The sequence below is a fragment of the Streptomyces longispororuber genome, assembly GCF_014656095.1.
GTDB lineage: Bacteria > Actinomycetota > Actinomycetes > Streptomycetales > Streptomycetaceae > Streptomyces > Streptomyces longispororuber.
Genome location: NZ_BNBT01000173.1, coordinates 1 through 17550 on the forward strand (window position 1 = coordinate 1; position 17550 = coordinate 17550).

Consider the following 17550-nt stretch of genomic DNA (forward strand, 5'->3'; position numbering starts at 1 on the left):
CGCGCTGCCGGGGCGTGCGGGCGGGGGCCGCGGCCCGGGGCCTGCTCCGGCTGGGCGCCGCCGTGCCCGGGCGGAGGTCGTCGATCAGCGCCTCGTACTGGGCGGCCATGTGCTCGGGCAGGAAGCGGCGCGTGGAGCGGATCGCGGCCCGGGCCATGCGGAGGCGTTCGGCGTCGTTCTCGATGAGGCGGCACAGGGCGTCGGCGATGCCCTCCTCGACGGCGGCGTCCGGGCCGTCCACCGGGACGAGCAGCCCGTCCTCGCCGTGCGTGATGATCTCGCGCGGCCCGAAGTCGCAGTCGGTGCTGACCACCGGCACGCCCAGGCGCATGGCCTCCACGATCGTCATGCCGAACGACTCGGTGGAGCTGGAGACGGCCGCGATGGCGCCCTTGGCCCACTCGGTGTCGATGGGCGAGTGCGGGTCCATCAGGAACACGTGGTCGTGCAGGCCGAGCTCGCGCACGCGGCGGCGCAGCTTCTCCTTCTCGCGGCCGCGCCCGTAGATCCGCAGGGTCCAGTCCGGGTGCTCCGCGGCGACCTTGGCGAACGCGCCGATCAGGCGGTCGTACCGCTTGACCGGGACGAGGCGGCCCGCCGCGACGACGGTCCGGCTGTCGCCGGAGGAGGGCTCGGTCTCGGGGGCGGGGCAGCAGTTGGGGATGTGGGTGAGGCGGGTGGCGACGTCGGGCAGGGCCGCGCGGTAGGCGCGCTCGTCGCCGTGCGAGACGGTCACGAACGCGTCCAGGCGACCGATGGCGGCGTCCTGGTCGCGGCGCAGCCCCGGGTTGTGGAAGTCGTGCGTGACGTGTTCCTGGCCGATGCGCAGGTGGTCGGTGCGGCCGTGCTCGGCGAGGAAGCACACCAGGTAGGGCCGGGTCGCGACGACCACGTCGGCGTCGGTGCGGCGCAGGTACGCGGCGAGCCGCGCCTCGCCGAGCGCGCTGGGCGGGGTCGCGCTCCTGTACGGGTGGTCGTGGCGGCACACGGTGCCGAGCCGCGCCTGGGCGGGGTCGTCGCCGTCGTACTGCCGGGAGCCGCGGCGCAGGTCGACGAGGGAGCGGAGGGTGACACCGGGGCCGAAGGGCAGGCTCGGGCGGTCGGCGGTGCGGTAGTACGAGACGATCTCGACCTCGTGGCGCCCGGCGAGCGCGGTGGCCAGGTTCGCCGTCGCGCGGATGGTGCCGCCGATGCCGTACGCGTTGTAGAGCAGGAAGGTGATCTTCATGAGGGAGGCTGTCCCGTGGCCCTTCGTTGTGGTGACGCCCCGAGCGGACGGGGGGTGTTCGGTGGTGCGGGCGGGGTATCCGGTGTCGTGGTGCTTGTGATGCTTCTGGTGCCGTAGGTGGACTCTTGCCCCGAGATGTCCGTGGTCACTACACCCTCCATGGTCGGCGGGGCCGGGGGCATCCCGCCGGGGTCGGATCAAGGGCGCCGGGCGGCGGGAGCGACCCCCGCCGAACGGCGGGGGTCTCAGGGTGCATCAGGGGACGCGGTCCGCGACTTTCGTCGCCCGCCACAGGAGCCACTCCAGCGGGCCGCGCCGGAAGAACCGCGACCACAGCACCGCGAAACCGGTCACGCCCGCGACGAAACCGAGCAGCACCCTCAGCGAAGGCCCCGGCAGCTCCTCCAGGCCGAGGAGGCGGATGGCCGCGATGTGGAACACGTACGCGGTCAGGGACATCGAGCCCACGGCGATGACGGGGCCCGCCGCGCGGCGCAGCCGGGGCAGCGCGTCGAGCGCCAGGAGGCAGCCGGCCAGCACGGCCAGGGCCACGCCCGTGTTCGCCACGACGGACAGGGTCGTCTCGCTGTGCGGCGCGGCGACGAACAGCCAGCCCCAGGTGTCCTCCTCGGGCCAGCCCGCGACGTCCGACCACCAGGCCGTGCCGGTGCCGTGCCAGCCCGCGCCGTCGAGGGCCCGGGCGACGCCGGGCAGGTGGTGCAGTGCCAGCCAGGAGCCGCCGTACCCGAGGACGGCCAGGCCCGCGCCGGTCAGCGCGAGGCGGACGCGGACGGCGCCGGCGGTCAGGTCCAGGCGCGCCACCGCCATCCCCGCCACGACGAACGGCAGCCACGACAGGGCCGGGTACGAACCGGTGAAGAAGAGCGACACCAGGCCGTCCGCCGTGCGCGGCCAGGCGCCGGGGCCGGTCGAGCCGCCGCCGAGGGCGCCGTCCTCGTACACCGCGCGGACGATCAGGAAGAGCAGTTGCGGCAGGACCAGCGCGGCGACCACGGCGATCTCGGCGAGCGTCCGCGCCGAAAGCCGGTACAGCGGCAGGACCAGCAGGAAGTACAGGCCGTAGAAGGCGAGGATCACCTCGACGGGCGTGTCGGTCATGGTCAGCGCGGTGCCGAGCGCGAGCAGGACGACGGCGCGGACGACGACCTTCGCGACGGCCCGGCGTCCGGCGCGGCCGGTGCGGGGCGTCCGCCCGGTCATGAGGACGACCGAGAAGCCCGCGAGGAACGCGAACAGCGCCGACGACCGGCCGTGCGCCAGCTCCATGAGGAACCCGCGCACGCCGCCCGTGGTCGCCGGGTCGGGGCCCACATGGGCCGCGTACATGCCGAAGACGGCGAGGCCGCGGGCCAGGTCGACGCCTATGAGGCGGCCTGTGGGGGGCGGGTGCGCGGGCGGCTCCCCGGACGAGGGGGCGGGGGGATCCGAGGGCGGTGCCTTCGCGGACGGTGGTGCGGGTGGCGCCGTGGCCGGGGCTCCCGCGGAGGCCGGGGCCACTGCGTGCTCTGTCATGCCGCTCAGCCTCGGCGGCGGGTGCCGCGGGGCGTATCCGGCAGTCGTCCGGGGCCGCCCTGCCGTCAGGGCACCCGCTCCCCCCGAACGGCTGGAACCGCCACGCCGGGTGGCGGGTGGCCGTGGCCGCCCCCGCGCGCGGCGGGCGGCGCCGCCTAGAGTGCGGGCGGGGACGACCGGCTCGGCGGGCGGGAGCGCCGCGCGGCCGGTCACGGCCCGCGGCCGGAGCGCCGCGGGGCGGCGCCCCCGCGGCGGCAGCACGGCGGGGGGCGGGTCCCCCTCGCGGGCACGAGCGCCGCGGGACGGCGACGTTGGCGAGGCGGGACAGGCGTGATCCGGGTGGTAGTGGTGGACGACGAGGCACTGGTGCGGTCCGGCTTCGAGCTCATCCTCAACGCGGCCGAGGACCTGCGCGTCGTCGCGACCGCCGCCGGGTCCGACGCCGTGGAGACCGTGCGGCGCGAGCAGCCGGACGTCGTCCTGCTCGACATCCGGATGCCGGACGTCGACGGCCTCACCGTGCTGCGGGAGCTGCGGTCGCTGCCGCGGGCACCGGTCGTGGGGATGCTGACCACGTTCGACACCGACGAGTACATCGTGACCGCGCTGCGGTCCGGCGCGGCCGGGTTCCTGCTCAAGGACACCGAGCCGGACCAGCTCGCCCAGCTCGTGCGGACGCTGGCCGCGGGCGGCGTCGTGATGTCCCCCAAGGCCTCCCGCTCCATGCTCCGCGCGCACCCCGGCCCCGGCGGCGGCGCGGACGGCGCGGACCGGGCGCGCGTGGCCCGCCTCACCGGCCGCGAGCGCGACGTCCTCGTCCTCGTCGCCGAGGGCCTGACAAACGCCGACATCGGCATCCGCCTGCACCTCAGCGCGGGCACCGTGAAGGACCACGTGAGCGCCATCCTCACCAAGCTCCGCGTCACCAGCCGGGTCCAGGCCGCGCTCCTCGCCGAGCGCGCGGGGCTGCTCGGCGGGGCGGCGCCCGGCCCGGGCGAACCCACGGCGCGGGAGGCACGGTGAGGCGGGGCACGCAGGGGCCGGAGCAGGGCGGCACGGACGCCTGCGGCGCGCAGGCGGGCTCGGCCCCGGCGGAGGGCACCGTGGCGGACAGCACGGACGCGGTCCTGCCGGACGGGAGCGGGACACCGGGCCGGGACGGGGACGGGGGCGGAGTGCTGGACCGGGACGGGGACGGGGCGCTGGACGGAGACGGGAACGGGGTGCTGGAGCAGGACGCGGGTGGGGCGTCCGAGGGCGCGGCCTCGGTGGCCGGGGCGGGGAGTGCTGCGGGGTGGGAGCGGCTGCGGCGCGTGCTGCCCCGGGTCGCGGACGTGCTCGTCGTGGTCTGCGCGGCGGTCGACATCGGCCTCAACCTGTACGACGGCGGCCCGGGCGTCCTCGCCTGCGCGGTGGTCGCCTGTGCCGCGCTCGTGGCCCGGCGCCGCTTCCCGCTGGCGGTGTTCCTGCTGACGCTCCCTGCGGCACTGACGCTGGAGATCCTGGTGCCGCCGCTCACCGCCCTGTTCACGCTGGCCGACCGGAGCCGCGACCGCCGGCTCCTCGCGGTGTGCGCGGTCCTCGCGGCCGCCGCCATGGCCAGCCCGTGGCCGGTGACCGACCTCGCCTCCGAGGACCGGACCTGGACGGCGATCTACTTCGTGTACACGCTGGGGACGGCGGCCGCCCCGGTGCTGCTCGGCCAGCTCACGCAGGCCCGCAGGGACCTGTCGCGCCGCCTCGCCGAGATCGAGGAGGCCCGCGAGCACGAACGCGCGCTGCACGCCCAGGCCGTGCTCGCCGAGGAGCGCGCGCAGCTCGCCCGCGAGATGCACGACGTCGTCTCGCACCAGGTGTCGCTGATCGCGGTGCGGGCCGGTGCCTGGCAGGTGGCGGCCAAGGACGCGGACTCGCGGGAGGCGGCCCGCACCATCCGCTCGCTGAGCGTCAGCACGCTCGACGAGCTGCGCCACATGGTCTCCCTCCTGCGCGCCTCCGGCGGCCGGGCCACCGAGCTCACCCCGCAGCCCACGCTCGCCGACCTGAAGGCCCTGGTCTCCTCCAGCGGCATCGACGCGGAGCTGACCGGGGCGCTGCCCCCGGACATCGCGACCCCCGCCCAGCGCACCGTCTACCGCACCGTCCAGGAAGCCCTGACGAACGTACGCAAGCACGCGCCGGGGGCCCGTGCGCGCGTGCACCTCTGGGACGACGGCGAGGAGTTCGGCGTGACCGTCACCAACACCCCGCCGACCCGTCCCTCGCTGCCGCTGCCGGGCTCCCACCAGGGCCTGATCGGCCTGCGTGAACGCGCGGAGCTGCTGCACGCCACGTTCCACGCGGGGCCCACGCCGGACGGCGGCTACCGCGTCCGCCTCGGCGTCCCCGCCGGGGGCGGCTGACCGCCCCGGCCGTGCGAGGTGGCCCGCCGGGCGACGGGGGACGGCACCGTCCGTGCCGTGTCCGCCCGGCGGGCACGTCTTCCCGCGAGCATGGGGCACGGGCACCGGCCCCCGCCAGAGCCGTGCCACATGTGCGGCATCAGGCTCCGGTCGTGGACCCCGGCCTGACGATCATCAGGACCGTGACGGTCGCCCAGAGGACGTTGAAGACACCTGTGTACGCACCGAGGAGAACGCTCGTTCTGGCGTCAGGCCGTACGACGACACCGCCCCCCGCTCCGCCCCCGGCCTCCGCCGCGCCCGCCCCCGCCACGTCGCCGGCGGCGGGAGCGGGGGCGGGGGCGGTGAGGGCCGCGAGCGCCTCCTCCTGCCGGGGCAGGAGGAGGACCAGCAGGATCACGGCGGCCAGGAACGTCAGCGCGATCGAGACGATCAGCCAGACGCTGCCCAGGACGTCCATGCTGCTCGCGGTGGCGAAGCCGAACACCACCACGGCGATGCCGAGTCCGCCGTACACGCGGCAGATGCGGTGCAGCGTCCGCAGGGTCGTGACCGGGCGCGCGTCACCGGGCGCGGCCAGAGCCTCGCGCAGGACCCTGGGGAACATGCTGGCGGCCACGGTGACCGGGCCCACGGCGACGATCGCCGCGAGGACGTGCAGGACCAGGAAGAGTTTCGTCATCACAGAGCTTTCGGACTCACGGGGCCGCTGGGCACCCGGGTGTGAGGGGTGGACCGGGTCGGGACCGGGTCAGACCGGCACGGGTTCGGCGCCGGTCTCGCGCCAGACGACGCCCCGGCGCTCGTAGGCGAAGAGCTCCTCGACGGCGTGCGCGATCCGCGGGCCGTGGGCGCGCTCCAGGAGGTGCAGGCCGAGGTCGAGGCCCGAGGTGACGCCACCGGCGGTGACCAGGTCGCCGTCGTCGACGACCCGCGCCCGGACCGTCCGGACGCCGAGCCCGGCCATGGCGTCCAGGGCGTCGTGGTGCCCGGTGGCGGGGCGCCCCTTGATGAGCCCGGCCAGCGCCAGGAGCAGCGAGCCGCCGCACACACCGGCCACGGTCACGTCGGGGCGGGCCAGCGCCTCGCCGAGCAGCGCGGGCAGTTCGGTGCGCGCCGCGCGCCCGAGCCGCGCGGGGATGCTGTCGTCGTCCGGCCCGGTCTGCTCGCTCGCTCCGGCGGCGCCGGGCAGCAGGATCACGTCGGCGCACGCGGGGTCGAGCTTCGCCGTGGCCGTGAGGCCGACCGCCTCCAGGCCGCCGGGGACCCGGCGCGGGCCCTCGGCCGACACCAGCTCGACGGTCACGCCTCCGCCGGTGGCGAGGCCGCCGGCGTACAGGATCTCCACCGGTCCGAGGACGTCCAGCGGGTCGAAGCCGTCGAAGAGCACTGCCTGCACATGCATGCGGAGGTTCCGTTTCCGTGACGGGGGGCTCGGGCACCGCCGAGGCTAGCCAGGGCCGGTCCCGCCCCGACAGCGGCAGGAATGACAGCTTTCAACGGGATATCGCCAGGAGGGAGAAGGGGCCGTGTGCCGGGGATCTGCCCCTGGGCGTGGGGGAGCGGCCCGTCGGTGCCCGGTGGGCGGGCTTGGCGGTAGGCCGGTGGTGACGTACGTTGCCGCCATGCACACGGTCGCCGTCCTCGCCCTGGACGATGTCATCCCCTCCGATCTGGCCATGCCGATCGACGTGTTCGCCCGGACCCGGCTGCCCGGGGAGCGGGCGGGCTACCGCGTGCGGGTGTGCGCGGCCACGGACGAGGTCGACGCGGGCGCGTTCACGCTGCGGGCGCCGCACGGGCTCGCCGCGCTCGCCGACGCGGACACGGTGGTCGTGCCGGGCGTGCACGACCCGACGGCGCCGGTGCGCGAGGACGTCCTGCGGGCGCTGCGCGCCGCGGCCGCCGCGGGCACGCGCATCGCCTCCATCTGCGTCGGTACGTTCGTCCTCGCGCGGGCCGGGCTGCTGGCGGGGCTGCGGGCCACGACGCACTGGTACGCGGCGGGCGAACTCGCCGCGGCGTACCCGGACATCGACGTCGACCCGGACGTGCTGTACGTGGACAACGGCCAGATCCTCACCTCCGCGGGGGCCGCCGCGGGGATGGACCTGTGCCTGCACATGATCCGCCGCGACTACGGTTCGGCGGTCGCCGCGGACGCCGCGCGCGCGTCCGTGATGCCGCTGGAACGCGAGGGCGGCCAGGCCCAGTTCATCGTCAACCTGCCCCCGGCCAGCCCGCGCGGCCAGGCGCTCGAACCCCTCCTGGCCTGGCTGGAGGAGAACGCGGCCCGGGAGCTGACGCTCGACGACATCGCCGCGCACGCGGGCCTGAGCAGCCGTACGCTGCTGCGCCGCTTCCGCGAGCAGACCGGCACGACGCCGCTGCAGTGGCTGCACCGGGCGCGGGTCCGCCGGGCCCAGCACCTCCTGGAGACCACCGCCCACCCGGTGGAGCGCATCGCCGCGCAGGTCGGCTTCGGCTCGCCGACGGCGTTCCGGGACCGCTTCAAGCGGGTCGCCGGGGTCAGCCCGCAGGCGTACCGGCGGGCGTTCAGCAGCAGCGGCGCCTGAGCCGCCCGACCGGCCCGGCGGTGCTCACGCCCTGCGCGCCACCACGAGCCGGCAGCGGGGGCTGCCGTCGGCGCGGCGCCCGAACCCCTCCAGCGGCCACAGCTCCACCGCGAACCCGGCGCGCTCCAGGTCCGCGCGCACCCCGGCCAGGGGGAACGTGCGGTAGTACATGACGAAGCGGGGGCGCCACAGGGCGTTGCGCACCCGCATCGCCGCGTCGAAGCCGAGCGTGGCCCAGTACCACGGCGACGTCGGGGGCGGGGGCGCGCCGAGCGGGAAGGCGAACAGGCCGCCGGGGCGCAGCGCCCGGTGCACCTGGGCGAAGAGCCCCGGCCGCTCGGCGGGCAGGAAGTGCCCGAACGCCCCGAAGCTGACCGCCAGGTCGAAGGCCCCGTCGAACGGCAGCGCGCGGGCGTCGGCGCGCACCCAGTCGAGCGCGGGTCGCGCCCCGGGCGCGGTGACCGCGGCCCGCGCCCGGGCGAGCATCCCGGCGCTGAAGTCGACGCCCGTGACGCGTTCCCGGCACAGCGGCAGCAGCGCCTCCACCCCGGCCCCGGTGCCGCAGCACAGGTCGAGACCGGCCGGGAACGGGCCGAGCGGGCGCAGCGCCGCGGCGGTCGCGGCCAGGACGCGGTCGGGGGTGCGGAACGGCGTGTGGTCGAACGTGGGGGCCAGCAGGTCGTAGCCGTGCTCGGTGGACGACAGCGCCTGCGCGGCGAGATCGCGCAGCGAGGGACCCTGGGAGGTGAACACCGGCACAGCCTAGTGAGTCGGCGTGGCCGGGAACCGCCACACGGTCTACCGGTCCGGCGACGGCGTCGGGTACAGCTTCGACTGCCGCATCCCGCACCCACTTCACGGAGGTCCCCCATGCGCGCACGCACGACACCCGACGACAGCGGTCCGGCCATGGGCGAGATGGCGGGCAAGACCCGCTTCGACGACATCTACGACCGGCCCGACCCGCGGGCGTACTTCCGCCGCCTGGCGCCCTTCGCGTACGAGATACCGCAGCACGCCCAGGGCGTCTTCCGCCGGACGCTCGCCGAGCGGGAGCGGAGCGCCCCGCCCGGCACCGGCGGCGAGCGGATCACGGTCCTCGACCTGTGCTGCTCGTACGGCATCAACGCGGCGCTGCTCAACCACGACCTCACGCTCGCCGACCTGTACGCGCACTACACGGGCGCGGAGGCGGACCGCCTGACGGCGGGCGAACTCCTCGAACGCGACAAGGAGTTCTACGCCGCGCGCCGCCGGGCCGACGCGGTGCGGGTCGTCGGCCTGGACACCTCGGCCGAGGCCACGGCGTACGCCCTGGCGGTGGGGCTGCTCGACGAGGCGTACGCGGAGAACCTGGAGCGGGTGCCGCCCAGTCCCGGCCTCGTCCGCGCGCTCGGCCGCGTCGGCCTGGTGACCGTCACCGGCGGCGTCGGCTACGTGTCGCACCGCACGTTCGACGCGCTGCTCGAACACGTCCGGCTGCCGCTGTGGGTGAGCGCGTTCGTGCTGCGCACGGTCCCCTACGACCGGATCGCCGCGCGCCTCGCCGCGCACGGCCTGACCACCACGACGGACCCGGAACGCCTGTACCCGCAGCGGCTTTTCACCGGTCCCGAGGAGCAGCGGGACGCCGTCGCCCGGGTCCTGGCCACGGGCGACGACCCCACCGGCCTGGAGGCGGCGGGCCGCTACTACACGCGCCTGTACGAGTCGCGGCCCCGGGCCGCCTGACCGGCCGGGCGCCACGTCAGCGCGGGCCGCGCCGGGCGCCGGGCCGCAGCTCCACGCGGACCGTGTCGTCGTCCTCGACGACGAACGTCGCGTCCCGGTCCTTCCGCCAGCCGAGCGGCAGCACGTAGTAGCGGTGGTCCCGCTCCACCAGCAGCCGGAGCCCGCTGTAGCGGTAGCGGTAGCGCAGGCCCCGGCCGAGGTCCTCGGCCACGACGCCGGGGCCGGTCAGGCTCAGCCGCTCCGTGCTGAGGACGACGACGGCCACCCGGTTGACCAGGTGGTCCGCGGCGCGGCGCGCGTCCCGGCGGCCCAGCTCCCCGGCCGCGAGGGCCACGACCCACATCAGGAAGACCCCGGCGACCGTGAGGGCCGCCGCCCGCTCCCACGCCCGCCGCCCGCGCGGCGCGCGGGCCGTCGCCGCGGAGGTCTGGCCGAGGAGCAGCCCCGCGGCGACGCACAGGGGCGCGACCCAGTGGTAGGGGTGCAGGACCTGCCACAGCGCCATGAGGAGGATGCCCGCCGCGATGAGGAGGGGGTGCAGCCGCGCGAGGGCGTGGCCCCACGCGCGGGCGGCGCGGACGCGGCGATCGCCCACGCCGAGCACGGCCATCAGCTCCGGCACGTGCGGGACGAGGAAGAGCACCGCGAGGGAGGCGAACACGGGGAGCGTGACCAGCCGCAGGCTGCGCAGCGCGAACTCCAGCGAGTCGAAGCCGACGGCGAACGTGCCGAGGTGGAAGTGGCTGTAGAACGCGTCGACGTAGAGGTAGCCCGCGTACAGCATGAGCCCCACGGCGAACGAGCCCGCGCCGAGGGCCGAGTTGGCGTACTCCAGGCGTCCGCCGGGGTCGGCGGGCGGTGCCGGGTCGGGCGCGGGGCGGGGCGTGCGGGCGGGTGGTGTGCGGGCCGACGGGGTGCGGGCCGACGGGGTGCGGGCCGGTGGTGTGCGGGCGGGGCCGTGGGCGCGGCGCCGGGCGGACAGGCGTGCCCCGGCGGTCCCGGGTACGGCGCGCCGGGCCCGCGGCGGATCCGCTGCCATCGCCGGGGTCAGGACCCGTCGCCGGCCGCGGGCGGGAGGCTCGCGGAGTCCACGGGTGCGGGCGAGGGTGAGGGGACGCAGGAGGCGGGGGTGTCGTCGCAGGGCCCCGGCGGCGGGGTGGTGAGGTCGGGCGTGCCGTCCGTGGGGGGAAAGCCGCCGCCGTCGCCGCCGGTGTCCCCGCTGGGGTACACGCCGGAGCCGGTCCCGCCGTCGTCACCGCCGCCCGGGGCGACCGGAGGGGCGGAGACCGGCGGAATGTCGTCGCCGCCCTCGCCGCCCTCGCCGCCCCGACCGTCCGGGTCGCCCTGACCGCCTTGTGCGCCGCCGGTGGTGTCCGTGCCGTTTCCGCCGTCCCCGGCGGGGCCGTCGGGAGGTGCGGCGGTGGGCGCGGACGCCGGGAGACCCGAGCTGTCGCGGGGGTCCGCCGGGTCGGCGCCGCCGCCTCCGCAGCCGGCCGTCCCCGCGACCACCGCGGCGGCCGCGAGGCACAGGGCGCCCGCCCGCCTGACGCGTCGTGTTCCGCGCATCGCATCCCCCTGACAGCCGGTGGGCGTGCTGTCTGCCGACGAGGATCCCACCGCACCGCGCGCCCCGCAGCACTCTCCCCGGCCCGGCGTAGGGAATCCGCGCCGCACGGCGGACGGGCCGGGGCACCCGTGCCGTACGCCGTCCGGTCAGCCGGTCAGTGGGGCAGTGGGGCAGTGGGGCAGCCGGTCGGTGAGTCGGCCGGTAAGCCGGGCAGACGGTCAGGCGGTCAGGCGGTCAGGCGGTCAGGCGGTCATTGGGGGGGTGAGGTCCGCGACGAGGCGCCGGGCGACCGGTGTGGCGACCCGGTGGCGGGCGGCGGCCCGGAGCAGCGCCCCGCCGATCGCGTCCAGTTCCAGCGGGCGGCCCGCCTCGGCGTCGCGCTGCATCGACGACCGCGTGTCCGGCGGGAAGCTGTCGTACAGGGCGAGGACCTGGGCCGGGTCGGTGGCGGCGCCGCAGGCCCGGGCGACCGCTGCGGCCTCCTCGACCAGCGCCACCAGCTCGGCGCGGTGCCGGTCGCGCACCTCGCCCGCGGTGCGGCGGTGGCGGGTGGTGAGCAGGGCGAGCGGCGCGAGGAATGCCAGCTTGGCCCAGAGCATGGCGGTCTCGTCGGCCCGCACCCGGGTCCGGACGCCCGCGGCGCGCAGCACGTCGGCCAGGGGTGCCAGGCGCTCCGGCGGGCCCGCCAGGTCGATCTCGGTGAAGGGGCTGTGGTGGGTGATCACCCCGGGTGCGGTGCGGGCCGACTCGACCCGGATGACGCCGGGCACCACGCGCCCGGAGGCGAAGTGGGCGCGCAGCGCGGCCGGGTGCTCGACGCCGTTGAGCAGGGGGACGACGGTGCCGGTGGCCGGCGCGGCGTCCGGGACGCGTGCCAGGGCGTCGGCCAGGGCGGTGTGCTTGACGGTGACCAGGCACAGGTCGACCGGCTCCCGCAGCGCGGTGTCCGCCTCGACGGGGACCGCGAAGTCGCCGAACTGGCGGCTGCTGACGCGCAATCCGCCCGCGCGGAGGGCCTGGACCGTGCGCTCGCCCGCCACGCAGACGACGCGGTGCCCGGCGCGGGCCAGGAGCCCGGCGAGGAGGCCGCCCACTCCCCCGGGGCCCAGCACGGCCACGGTCCACGGGCGGTCGGGGGGCGCGGGGGCCAGGACCCGCGGGACGTCCTGCCGGGCGGCCGGGCTCAGCAGGGGCTCCAGCCGGGTGAACAGGGCGAGCAGGTCGTCCCCGTGGGCGGCGCGGAAGGCCGGGTCCTCGGCGGCCAGGTCGAGTTCGTTGGCGGCGGTCAGCTCGGCGAGGTCCGCGCGCTCCCGGGCCGAGAGGACGGAGGTGGCGCCGGTGAGGCGGTCGCGGAAGGGCCCGGTGGGCTCCGCGAGGGCCGGGTGGGTGGCGGCGCGGTCGCAGCTCGCGTACCGGTGGACCAGCGCCTCGGCCTCCGCGCCGATGACGGCGGCGAGTTCGCCGCGGCGCGCCGGGGGCAGCAGGGCGGTGGCGAAGCCGTCCGTGCCGTACGCGGCGTGGCACAGGCCCGCGAGGCGCAGCGCGTCGCGGGCTCCCCAGGCTGCGAGCCGGTCGTGGACGCGCCGCAGGTGGGCGAGGAGGGTGCCGCCCGGGTGGGCGACGTCCTCGGCACCGAGCGCGCGCAGCAGCGCCAGGGCGTCGGCGGCCTTGGGGGTGCGCGGCGGCGTGGTCCGGGGAGCGTCCGCCGGTGTGTCGTTCCGTGGAGTGTGCAAGGGGACCGTCCTTCCGGGAAATGGCGGGTCGGCACCCGCAGCGCGCCGACGCGGTCCGGATCCGGCGGCGCGCGGCGGGTTGCCGCCCTGGGCCCGTAGTGATCTTCAGCGTGGCCCAGCTCCAAGTCAATCCTCGAATCCTGTCACCACACCCAAGCTTCTCCTTGGGTCTCAGGACGTCGAGCGCGACGGGACGGGCCTGCGTACGCTGAGGACGAGCCGACGCCCAAAACCGGGCATAAAGGGCACCTCGTACGACACGTAGTCGTATACGAGACATCAGGACAGCGGGCACCAGACATACCGACGATCACACCGGGCACGCGGACATCCGCACACACATACGCATACGCAGCGCATCCGCGACCCCAGGAGGACCGAATGCTCGACAGCACGTTGCCGCTGCTCTCCCAGGGCTACGCCTGGCTCCCCGACCTCACCCGCAAGCAGGGCGGCGGGGTCGTCCGCACCCGGCTGCTCGGCAAGCCCGCCGTGGCCCTGCGCGGACCGGCGGCGGTCGCGTTCTTCTACGACGAGGCGCACGTGCGCCGCCGGACGGCCCTGCCCGAGCCGATCCTCAGCACCCTCTTCGGCCACGGCGCCGTGCACACCCTCGACGGGGAGGAGCACCGGCGGCGCAAGGCCCTGTTCGTGTCCCTCCTCACGGACGCCTCCGGTATCGCCAGGCTGGCCGAACACGTCGCCGAGGAGTGGGAGCGGGCCCGCAAGGAGTGGCGCACCGGCTCCCGGCTGACGCTGTTCGACGAGGTGAGCCTGGTCCTGACCCGGGCCGTCTGCGCCTGGACGGGCGTCCCGACGGAGCCGGAGGAGGACGTGCGGCTCCTGGCCCGCGACCTCGTGGCCATGGTGGACGGCTTCGCGACGGCGGGGCCGCGGCACTGGCGGGCCCGGCGGGCCCGCGCCCGCCAGGAGGAACGGCTGGCCGGCCTGATCGAGGAGATCCGCCGCACCGACCCCTCCGGCGGCGACACCGCGCGGCCCTCCACCGCGCTGCGGGCCGTCGCGGCGCACCGGGACGCCGACGGCCACCTGTTGGACGCGCGGACCGCGGCCGTCGAGATCCTCAACGTCCTGCGGCCCACCATCGCCGTCACCTGGTTCGTCGTGTTCGGCGCGCACGCCCTGCACCGCAAGCCGGAGCTGCGCGCGCCCCTCGCGGAGGACCGCGACGGGTACGCGCGGGCGTTCGCGCACGAGGTGCGCCGCTTCTACCCGTTCGCGCCGTTCGTCGCCGGGCTCGCGCCGCAGGACGTGGAGTGGCGCGGCCAGCGCATCGCCGAGGGCACGATGGTCCTGCTCGACCTCTACGGCCAGAACCACGATCCGGAGCTGTGGACCGACCCGTACACCTTCGACCCGGAGCGGTTCACCGGGCGCGAGCCGGGGCGCGACGAGCTGGTCCCGCAGGGCGGCGGCGAGGTCTCCGGCGGGCACCGCTGCCCCGGTGAGGACGTCACCCTCGCGGTCCTGAGCACGCTGCTCCCCCGCCTCGCCCGCCTCGACCACCGCGTGCCCGGGCAGGATCTGCGCATCCCGCTGCGCCGGGTGCCGACGCTGCCGCGCAGCGGCTTCGTCATCGAACCGGTCTGAGCCCGCCATGGCCGACACCGCCCTGATCGTGGTCGACATGATCAACACGTACGACCACCCGGACGCCCCCGCCCTCGTCTCCTCCGTGCGCGAGGCCCTGCCGTCGATCACGTCGCTGATCGAGCGGGCCCGCGCCGCGGACGTCGACGTCATCTACGTCAACGACAACTTCGGCCTCTGGCGCTCCCACCACGACGAGCTCCTCCAGGAGGCCCTGCGCGGGCCGCACGCCGACCTGGTGGAGCCCGTGCGGCCCGACGAGACCTCGCTGTTCGTCGTGAAGGCCCGGCACTCGATCTTCTACGAGACGCCGCTGACGTATCTGCTGTCCCGGCGGGGGATCACCCACATCGTCCTGGTCGGGCAGGTCACCGAGCAGTGCGTGCTGTACTCCGCCCTCGACGCCCACATCCGGCACCTGAAGGTGACGGTGGCGCGGGACGCGGTGGCGCACATCCACGCGGACCTCGCCGAGGCGGCCTTCCGCATGATGGAGATCAACATGGGGGCGGACGTGCTGCCCGCGGACAGCGTCCGCTTCGAGGGCTGAGCGTCCGCTTCGAGGGCTGGGCGTCCGCTTCGGGGCTGGCGGAGCGTCTCACCAGCGCACGGCGGTGAAGTCCACGGGCTGCTGGCGGAGCGCCCGGGCGCGCTCCGCCAGCCCGCGCAGCCGGCGGGACATCTCGTCGGCGGGCAGGCGGCGCCGGTCGCCGTGGCCGGGCAGCACCCACTCGAAGCGCAGCCGGCCCGCGGTCCTGGCCAGGGACGCGGCGAGGACCTCGATGGAGTACCAGGTCACGCTCTCCGCGACCTCCAGGTCGCCGGTGGTGCGCGACCAGTAGAAGCTGTCGCCGCTGAAGCAGTACCGGTCGTCGGCGAGGTAGAGCACGCTGCCCCGGGTGTGGCCGGGCAGGGGGTGGGCGGTGACGCCTTCGCCGATCTCCCGCGGGGCGAGGCCCCGGATGACCTGGTCGGCGTCCGGGGCGGCGTCGAGGTCGCCCTCGTGGATCCACAGCCGGGCCCCGAAGTGGTCGGCGTAGCGGCGGCCGTGCGCGGCGTGGTCGCGGTGGGTGAGCAGCACGTCCGTGACGGGGCCGTGCGCCGTCCAGCGCCGTGCCAGCTCGCGGCTCCAGCGCGGGGTGTCGATCATCATGAGCGTTCCGGAGGGCCGCCGCAGCAGGTAGGAGTTGGCCCCGGCGGTGTGCGTCGCGTTGTGGCCGCAGATGAGGACGCCGTCGTCCAGGGCCAGCGGGAAGGGGTCGAGCTCCTGGTCCGCCCGCCCCGCGGCGGGCCGGATCGAGCGGGTGGGGCAGGCGAAGACCGCGGCGTGCAGGCGGCGGTTCTCCGCCTCGTCGCGCGGCTGGCGCAGGACCTGTGACTTCCCGTCCACCTCACCGATCAGTTCGGGCGCGTACTGCCGGGCGACGTCGCAGTTGGTGCAGCGGTCGTCCACGTACCATCCGTCCACGGCCGGGCTCCTTCCTGAAGGAACGGGTCTGGGTAGAACGTTCGTCCCAGAGATACCCCAGGTGCGCGCGAAACCGGTAGACGGTACCGATCTGGACATTGCGCTTCGGCGGCGTTCTGACGACCCACCCCTGACGACCCGACAAAAGCGGTCAATCGGTGCGGACTTCCCCCTCGGAGACGCGGGGCAGGACGAGGACCATGGTCAGGCCGCCGCCGGGGGTGTCCTCCGCGGTGAGGGTGCCGCCGAGGGCCTCGGTGAAGCCGCGCGCGACGGCGAGGCCGAGGCCGACCCCGGCGCCGCGCGGGGCGTCGCCGTGGCGCTGGAAGGGCTCGAAGACGCGCTCCTTGGCGTCGTCGGGGACGCCGGGGCCGCGGTCCACGACCCGTAGTTGCACCTGGTCGGCCGTGGTGCTCGCGGTGACGAGGACGGTCGCGTCCGCGGGGCTGTACTTCAGGGCGTTCTCTATGACGTTGGCGACGACCCGCTCCAGGAGGCCCTTGTCGGCGGCCACCATCGGCAGGTCCTCGGGGATGTCGAGGACGACGTTCCCGGCGGGCACGGCCAGGGCGTCCAGGGCGAGCGGAACCACTTCGTCCAGGTCGAGTTCGCGGATCAGCGGCGTGACGGTGTCGGTCTGGAGGCGGGACATGTCCAGGAGGTTGCCGACGAGGTGGTCGAGCCGGTCGGCGCCCTCCTCGATCGCTTCGAGGAGGGCGGCCCGGTCCTCCTCGGACCACTCGACGTCGTCGGAGCGCAGGCTGGACACCGACGCCTTGATCCCGGCCAGCGGGGTGCGCAGGTCGTGGCTGACGGCGGCGAGCAGGGCGGTGCGGATGCGGTTGCCCTCGGCGAGCGCCCGGGCCTGGTCGGCCTCGGTCTGGAGGCGCTGGCGGTCCAGGACGACGGCGGCCTGCGCGGCGAACGCGCCGAGCACGCGGCGGTCCTCGGCGGTCAGCACCCGGCCGGTGAGCGCCAGGGACATCGAGTCACCCATCGGCAGGTCCACATCGGCGTGCTCGGGGCGCTCGACGTGCGCCCGCGCGCCCACCCCGGCCGTACAGGTCCAGGGCGCGAGGTCGTGCTCGCGCTCCAGCAGGGCCACGGACTCCATGCCGAAGGTCTCGCGGACGGTCTCCAGGAGGGATTCGAGGCTGTTCTCGCCGCGCAGCACGCTGCCCGCCAGGTGGGACAGTATCTCCGACTCGGCGCGCAGCCGGGCCGCCTGGTGGGTGCGGCGCGCGGCGAGGTCGACCACGGAGGCCACCGACACCGCGACCGCGATGAAGATGACGAGGGCGACGATGTTCCGGGAGTGGGAGATCAGTACGTGGTGGACGGGTGGCGTGAAGTAGTAGTTGAGCAGCAGGGAGCCGAAGGCGGCGGAGGCGAGCGCCGGCAGCATGCCGCCGAGCAGGGCCGCCGCGACCGTCAGGGTCAGGAACAGCAGCATGTCGTTGGCGAGCCCGAGGCCCGGGGCGACACCGCGCAGCAGCAGCGTGAGCAGCACCGGCCCCGCCATGCCGATGAGCCAGCCGCAGACGCGCCGCTTGCGGCCGAGCCGGGCGGTGCGCGGGGGCCGGGACAGGTCGGTGCCCCTGCCCATCCGGTCGTGGGTGACGAGGTGGACGTCGAGGTCGGGCCCGGACTCGCGGGCCACCGTCGCGCCCACGCCCGGCCCGAAGACGTACTGCCAGGCCT

General features: G+C 75.8%; 16 protein-coding genes and 1 pseudogene. 6 read left to right on the forward strand and 11 right to left on the reverse strand.

The features are described from left to right. On the reverse strand, positions 1 to 1228 hold a 1228-nt coding region (locus tag IE330_RS33500), incomplete at its 3' end, for a glycosyltransferase family 4 protein (protein ID WP_190139944.1). A gap of 255 nt (positions 1229 to 1483) precedes the next feature. Beyond that, a complete protein-coding gene (locus IE330_RS33505) occupies positions 1484 to 2761 on the reverse strand; it encodes a DUF418 domain-containing protein (protein WP_190139945.1) in 1278 nt (425 codons plus the stop codon). 330 nt (positions 2762 to 3091) lie between these two features. Between IE330_RS33505 and IE330_RS33510 the strand changes: the two genes are divergently transcribed. Then, positions 3092 to 3784, forward strand: a complete 693-nt coding sequence (locus IE330_RS33510; protein ID WP_190139946.1) for a response regulator — start codon at positions 3092 to 3094, stop codon at positions 3782 to 3784. 293 nt (positions 3785 to 4077) lie between these two features. Further along, a complete protein-coding gene (locus IE330_RS33515) occupies positions 4078 to 5163 on the forward strand; it encodes a sensor histidine kinase (RefSeq protein WP_190139957.1) in 1086 nt (361 codons plus the stop codon). A 139-nt stretch (positions 5164 to 5302) separates the two neighbouring features. On the opposite strand, the gene IE330_RS33520 is transcribed toward IE330_RS33515, so the two are convergent. Both IE330_RS33520 and IE330_RS33525 read right to left on the reverse strand, forming a co-directional pair. Further along, positions 5303 to 5845 (reverse strand): hypothetical protein, encoded by a 543-nt coding sequence (locus IE330_RS33520; protein ID WP_190139947.1) that lies wholly within the window; start codon positions 5843 to 5845, stop codon positions 5303 to 5305. Between the two features lie 69 nt (positions 5846 to 5914). Then, complete coding sequence (locus IE330_RS33525; protein WP_190139948.1) at positions 5915 to 6568, reverse strand: DJ-1/PfpI family protein; 654 nt, start codon at positions 6566 to 6568, stop codon at positions 5915 to 5917. A gap of 220 nt (positions 6569 to 6788) precedes the next feature. On the opposite strand from IE330_RS33525, the gene IE330_RS33530 reads away from it, so the two are divergent. Continuing rightward, positions 6789 to 7739 carry a GlxA family transcriptional regulator gene (locus IE330_RS33530; RefSeq protein WP_190139949.1) on the forward strand — a complete coding sequence of 317 codons (951 nt, stop codon included), beginning with the start codon at positions 6789 to 6791 and terminating at the stop codon, positions 7737 to 7739. A gap of 24 nt (positions 7740 to 7763) precedes the next feature. Here the strand turns inward: IE330_RS33530 and IE330_RS33535 are convergent, their stop codons facing one another. Next, a complete protein-coding gene (locus IE330_RS33535; RefSeq protein WP_190139950.1) occupies positions 7764 to 8492 on the reverse strand; it encodes a class I SAM-dependent methyltransferase in 729 nt (242 codons plus the stop codon). A 117-nt stretch (positions 8493 to 8609) separates the two neighbouring features. On the opposite strand from IE330_RS33535, the gene IE330_RS33540 reads away from it, so the two are divergent. Then, the gene (locus IE330_RS33540) at positions 8610 to 9470 is read left to right on the forward strand and encodes a hypothetical protein (RefSeq protein WP_190139951.1); all 861 of its coding nucleotides are present in this window, start codon (positions 8610 to 8612) and stop codon (positions 9468 to 9470) included. Between the two features lie 16 nt (positions 9471 to 9486). On the opposite strand, the gene IE330_RS33545 is transcribed toward IE330_RS33540, so the two are convergent. The 4 genes and pseudogenes from IE330_RS33545 to IE330_RS40100 all read right to left on the reverse strand — a co-directional run. Further along, complete coding sequence (locus IE330_RS33545) at positions 9487 to 10509, reverse strand: amino acid adenylation domain-containing protein (RefSeq protein WP_229926109.1); 1023 nt, start codon at positions 10507 to 10509, stop codon at positions 9487 to 9489. 8 nt (positions 10510 to 10517) lie between these two features. Next, positions 10518 to 11036, reverse strand: coding sequence for a hypothetical protein (locus tag IE330_RS33550; RefSeq protein ID WP_190139952.1), 519 nt, complete (start codon positions 11034 to 11036; stop codon positions 10518 to 10520). A gap of 243 nt (positions 11037 to 11279) precedes the next feature. After that, entirely contained in the window at positions 11280 to 12188 is a 909-nt protein-coding gene (locus tag IE330_RS33555) for a ketopantoate reductase family protein (RefSeq protein ID WP_190139959.1), read from the reverse strand. Positions 12189 to 12491: 303 nt separating this feature from the next. Continuing rightward, positions 12492 to 12770: pseudogene (locus IE330_RS40100) on the reverse strand (DUF6817 domain-containing protein); the annotation flags it as partial. Between the two features lie 381 nt (positions 12771 to 13151). On the opposite strand from IE330_RS40100, the gene IE330_RS33565 reads away from it, so the two are divergent. Further along, positions 13152 to 14381: a cytochrome P450 gene (locus tag IE330_RS33565; protein WP_190139953.1), complete on the forward strand. Its 1230-nt coding sequence runs from the start codon at positions 13152 to 13154 to the stop codon at positions 14379 to 14381. Positions 14382 to 14388: 7 nt separating this feature from the next. After that, positions 14389 to 14931: a cysteine hydrolase family protein gene (locus IE330_RS33570; protein WP_190139954.1), complete on the forward strand. Its 543-nt coding sequence runs from the start codon at positions 14389 to 14391 to the stop codon at positions 14929 to 14931. 48 nt (positions 14932 to 14979) lie between these two features. On the opposite strand, the gene IE330_RS33575 is transcribed toward IE330_RS33570, so the two are convergent. After that, a complete protein-coding gene (locus IE330_RS33575; RefSeq protein ID WP_229926110.1) occupies positions 14980 to 15849 on the reverse strand; it encodes a 4Fe-4S domain-containing protein in 870 nt (289 codons plus the stop codon). Positions 15850 to 16000: 151 nt separating this feature from the next. After that, positions 16001 to 17550: sensor histidine kinase (locus IE330_RS33580; protein WP_190139956.1), on the reverse strand; the 1550-nt coding region annotated here is incomplete at its 5' end.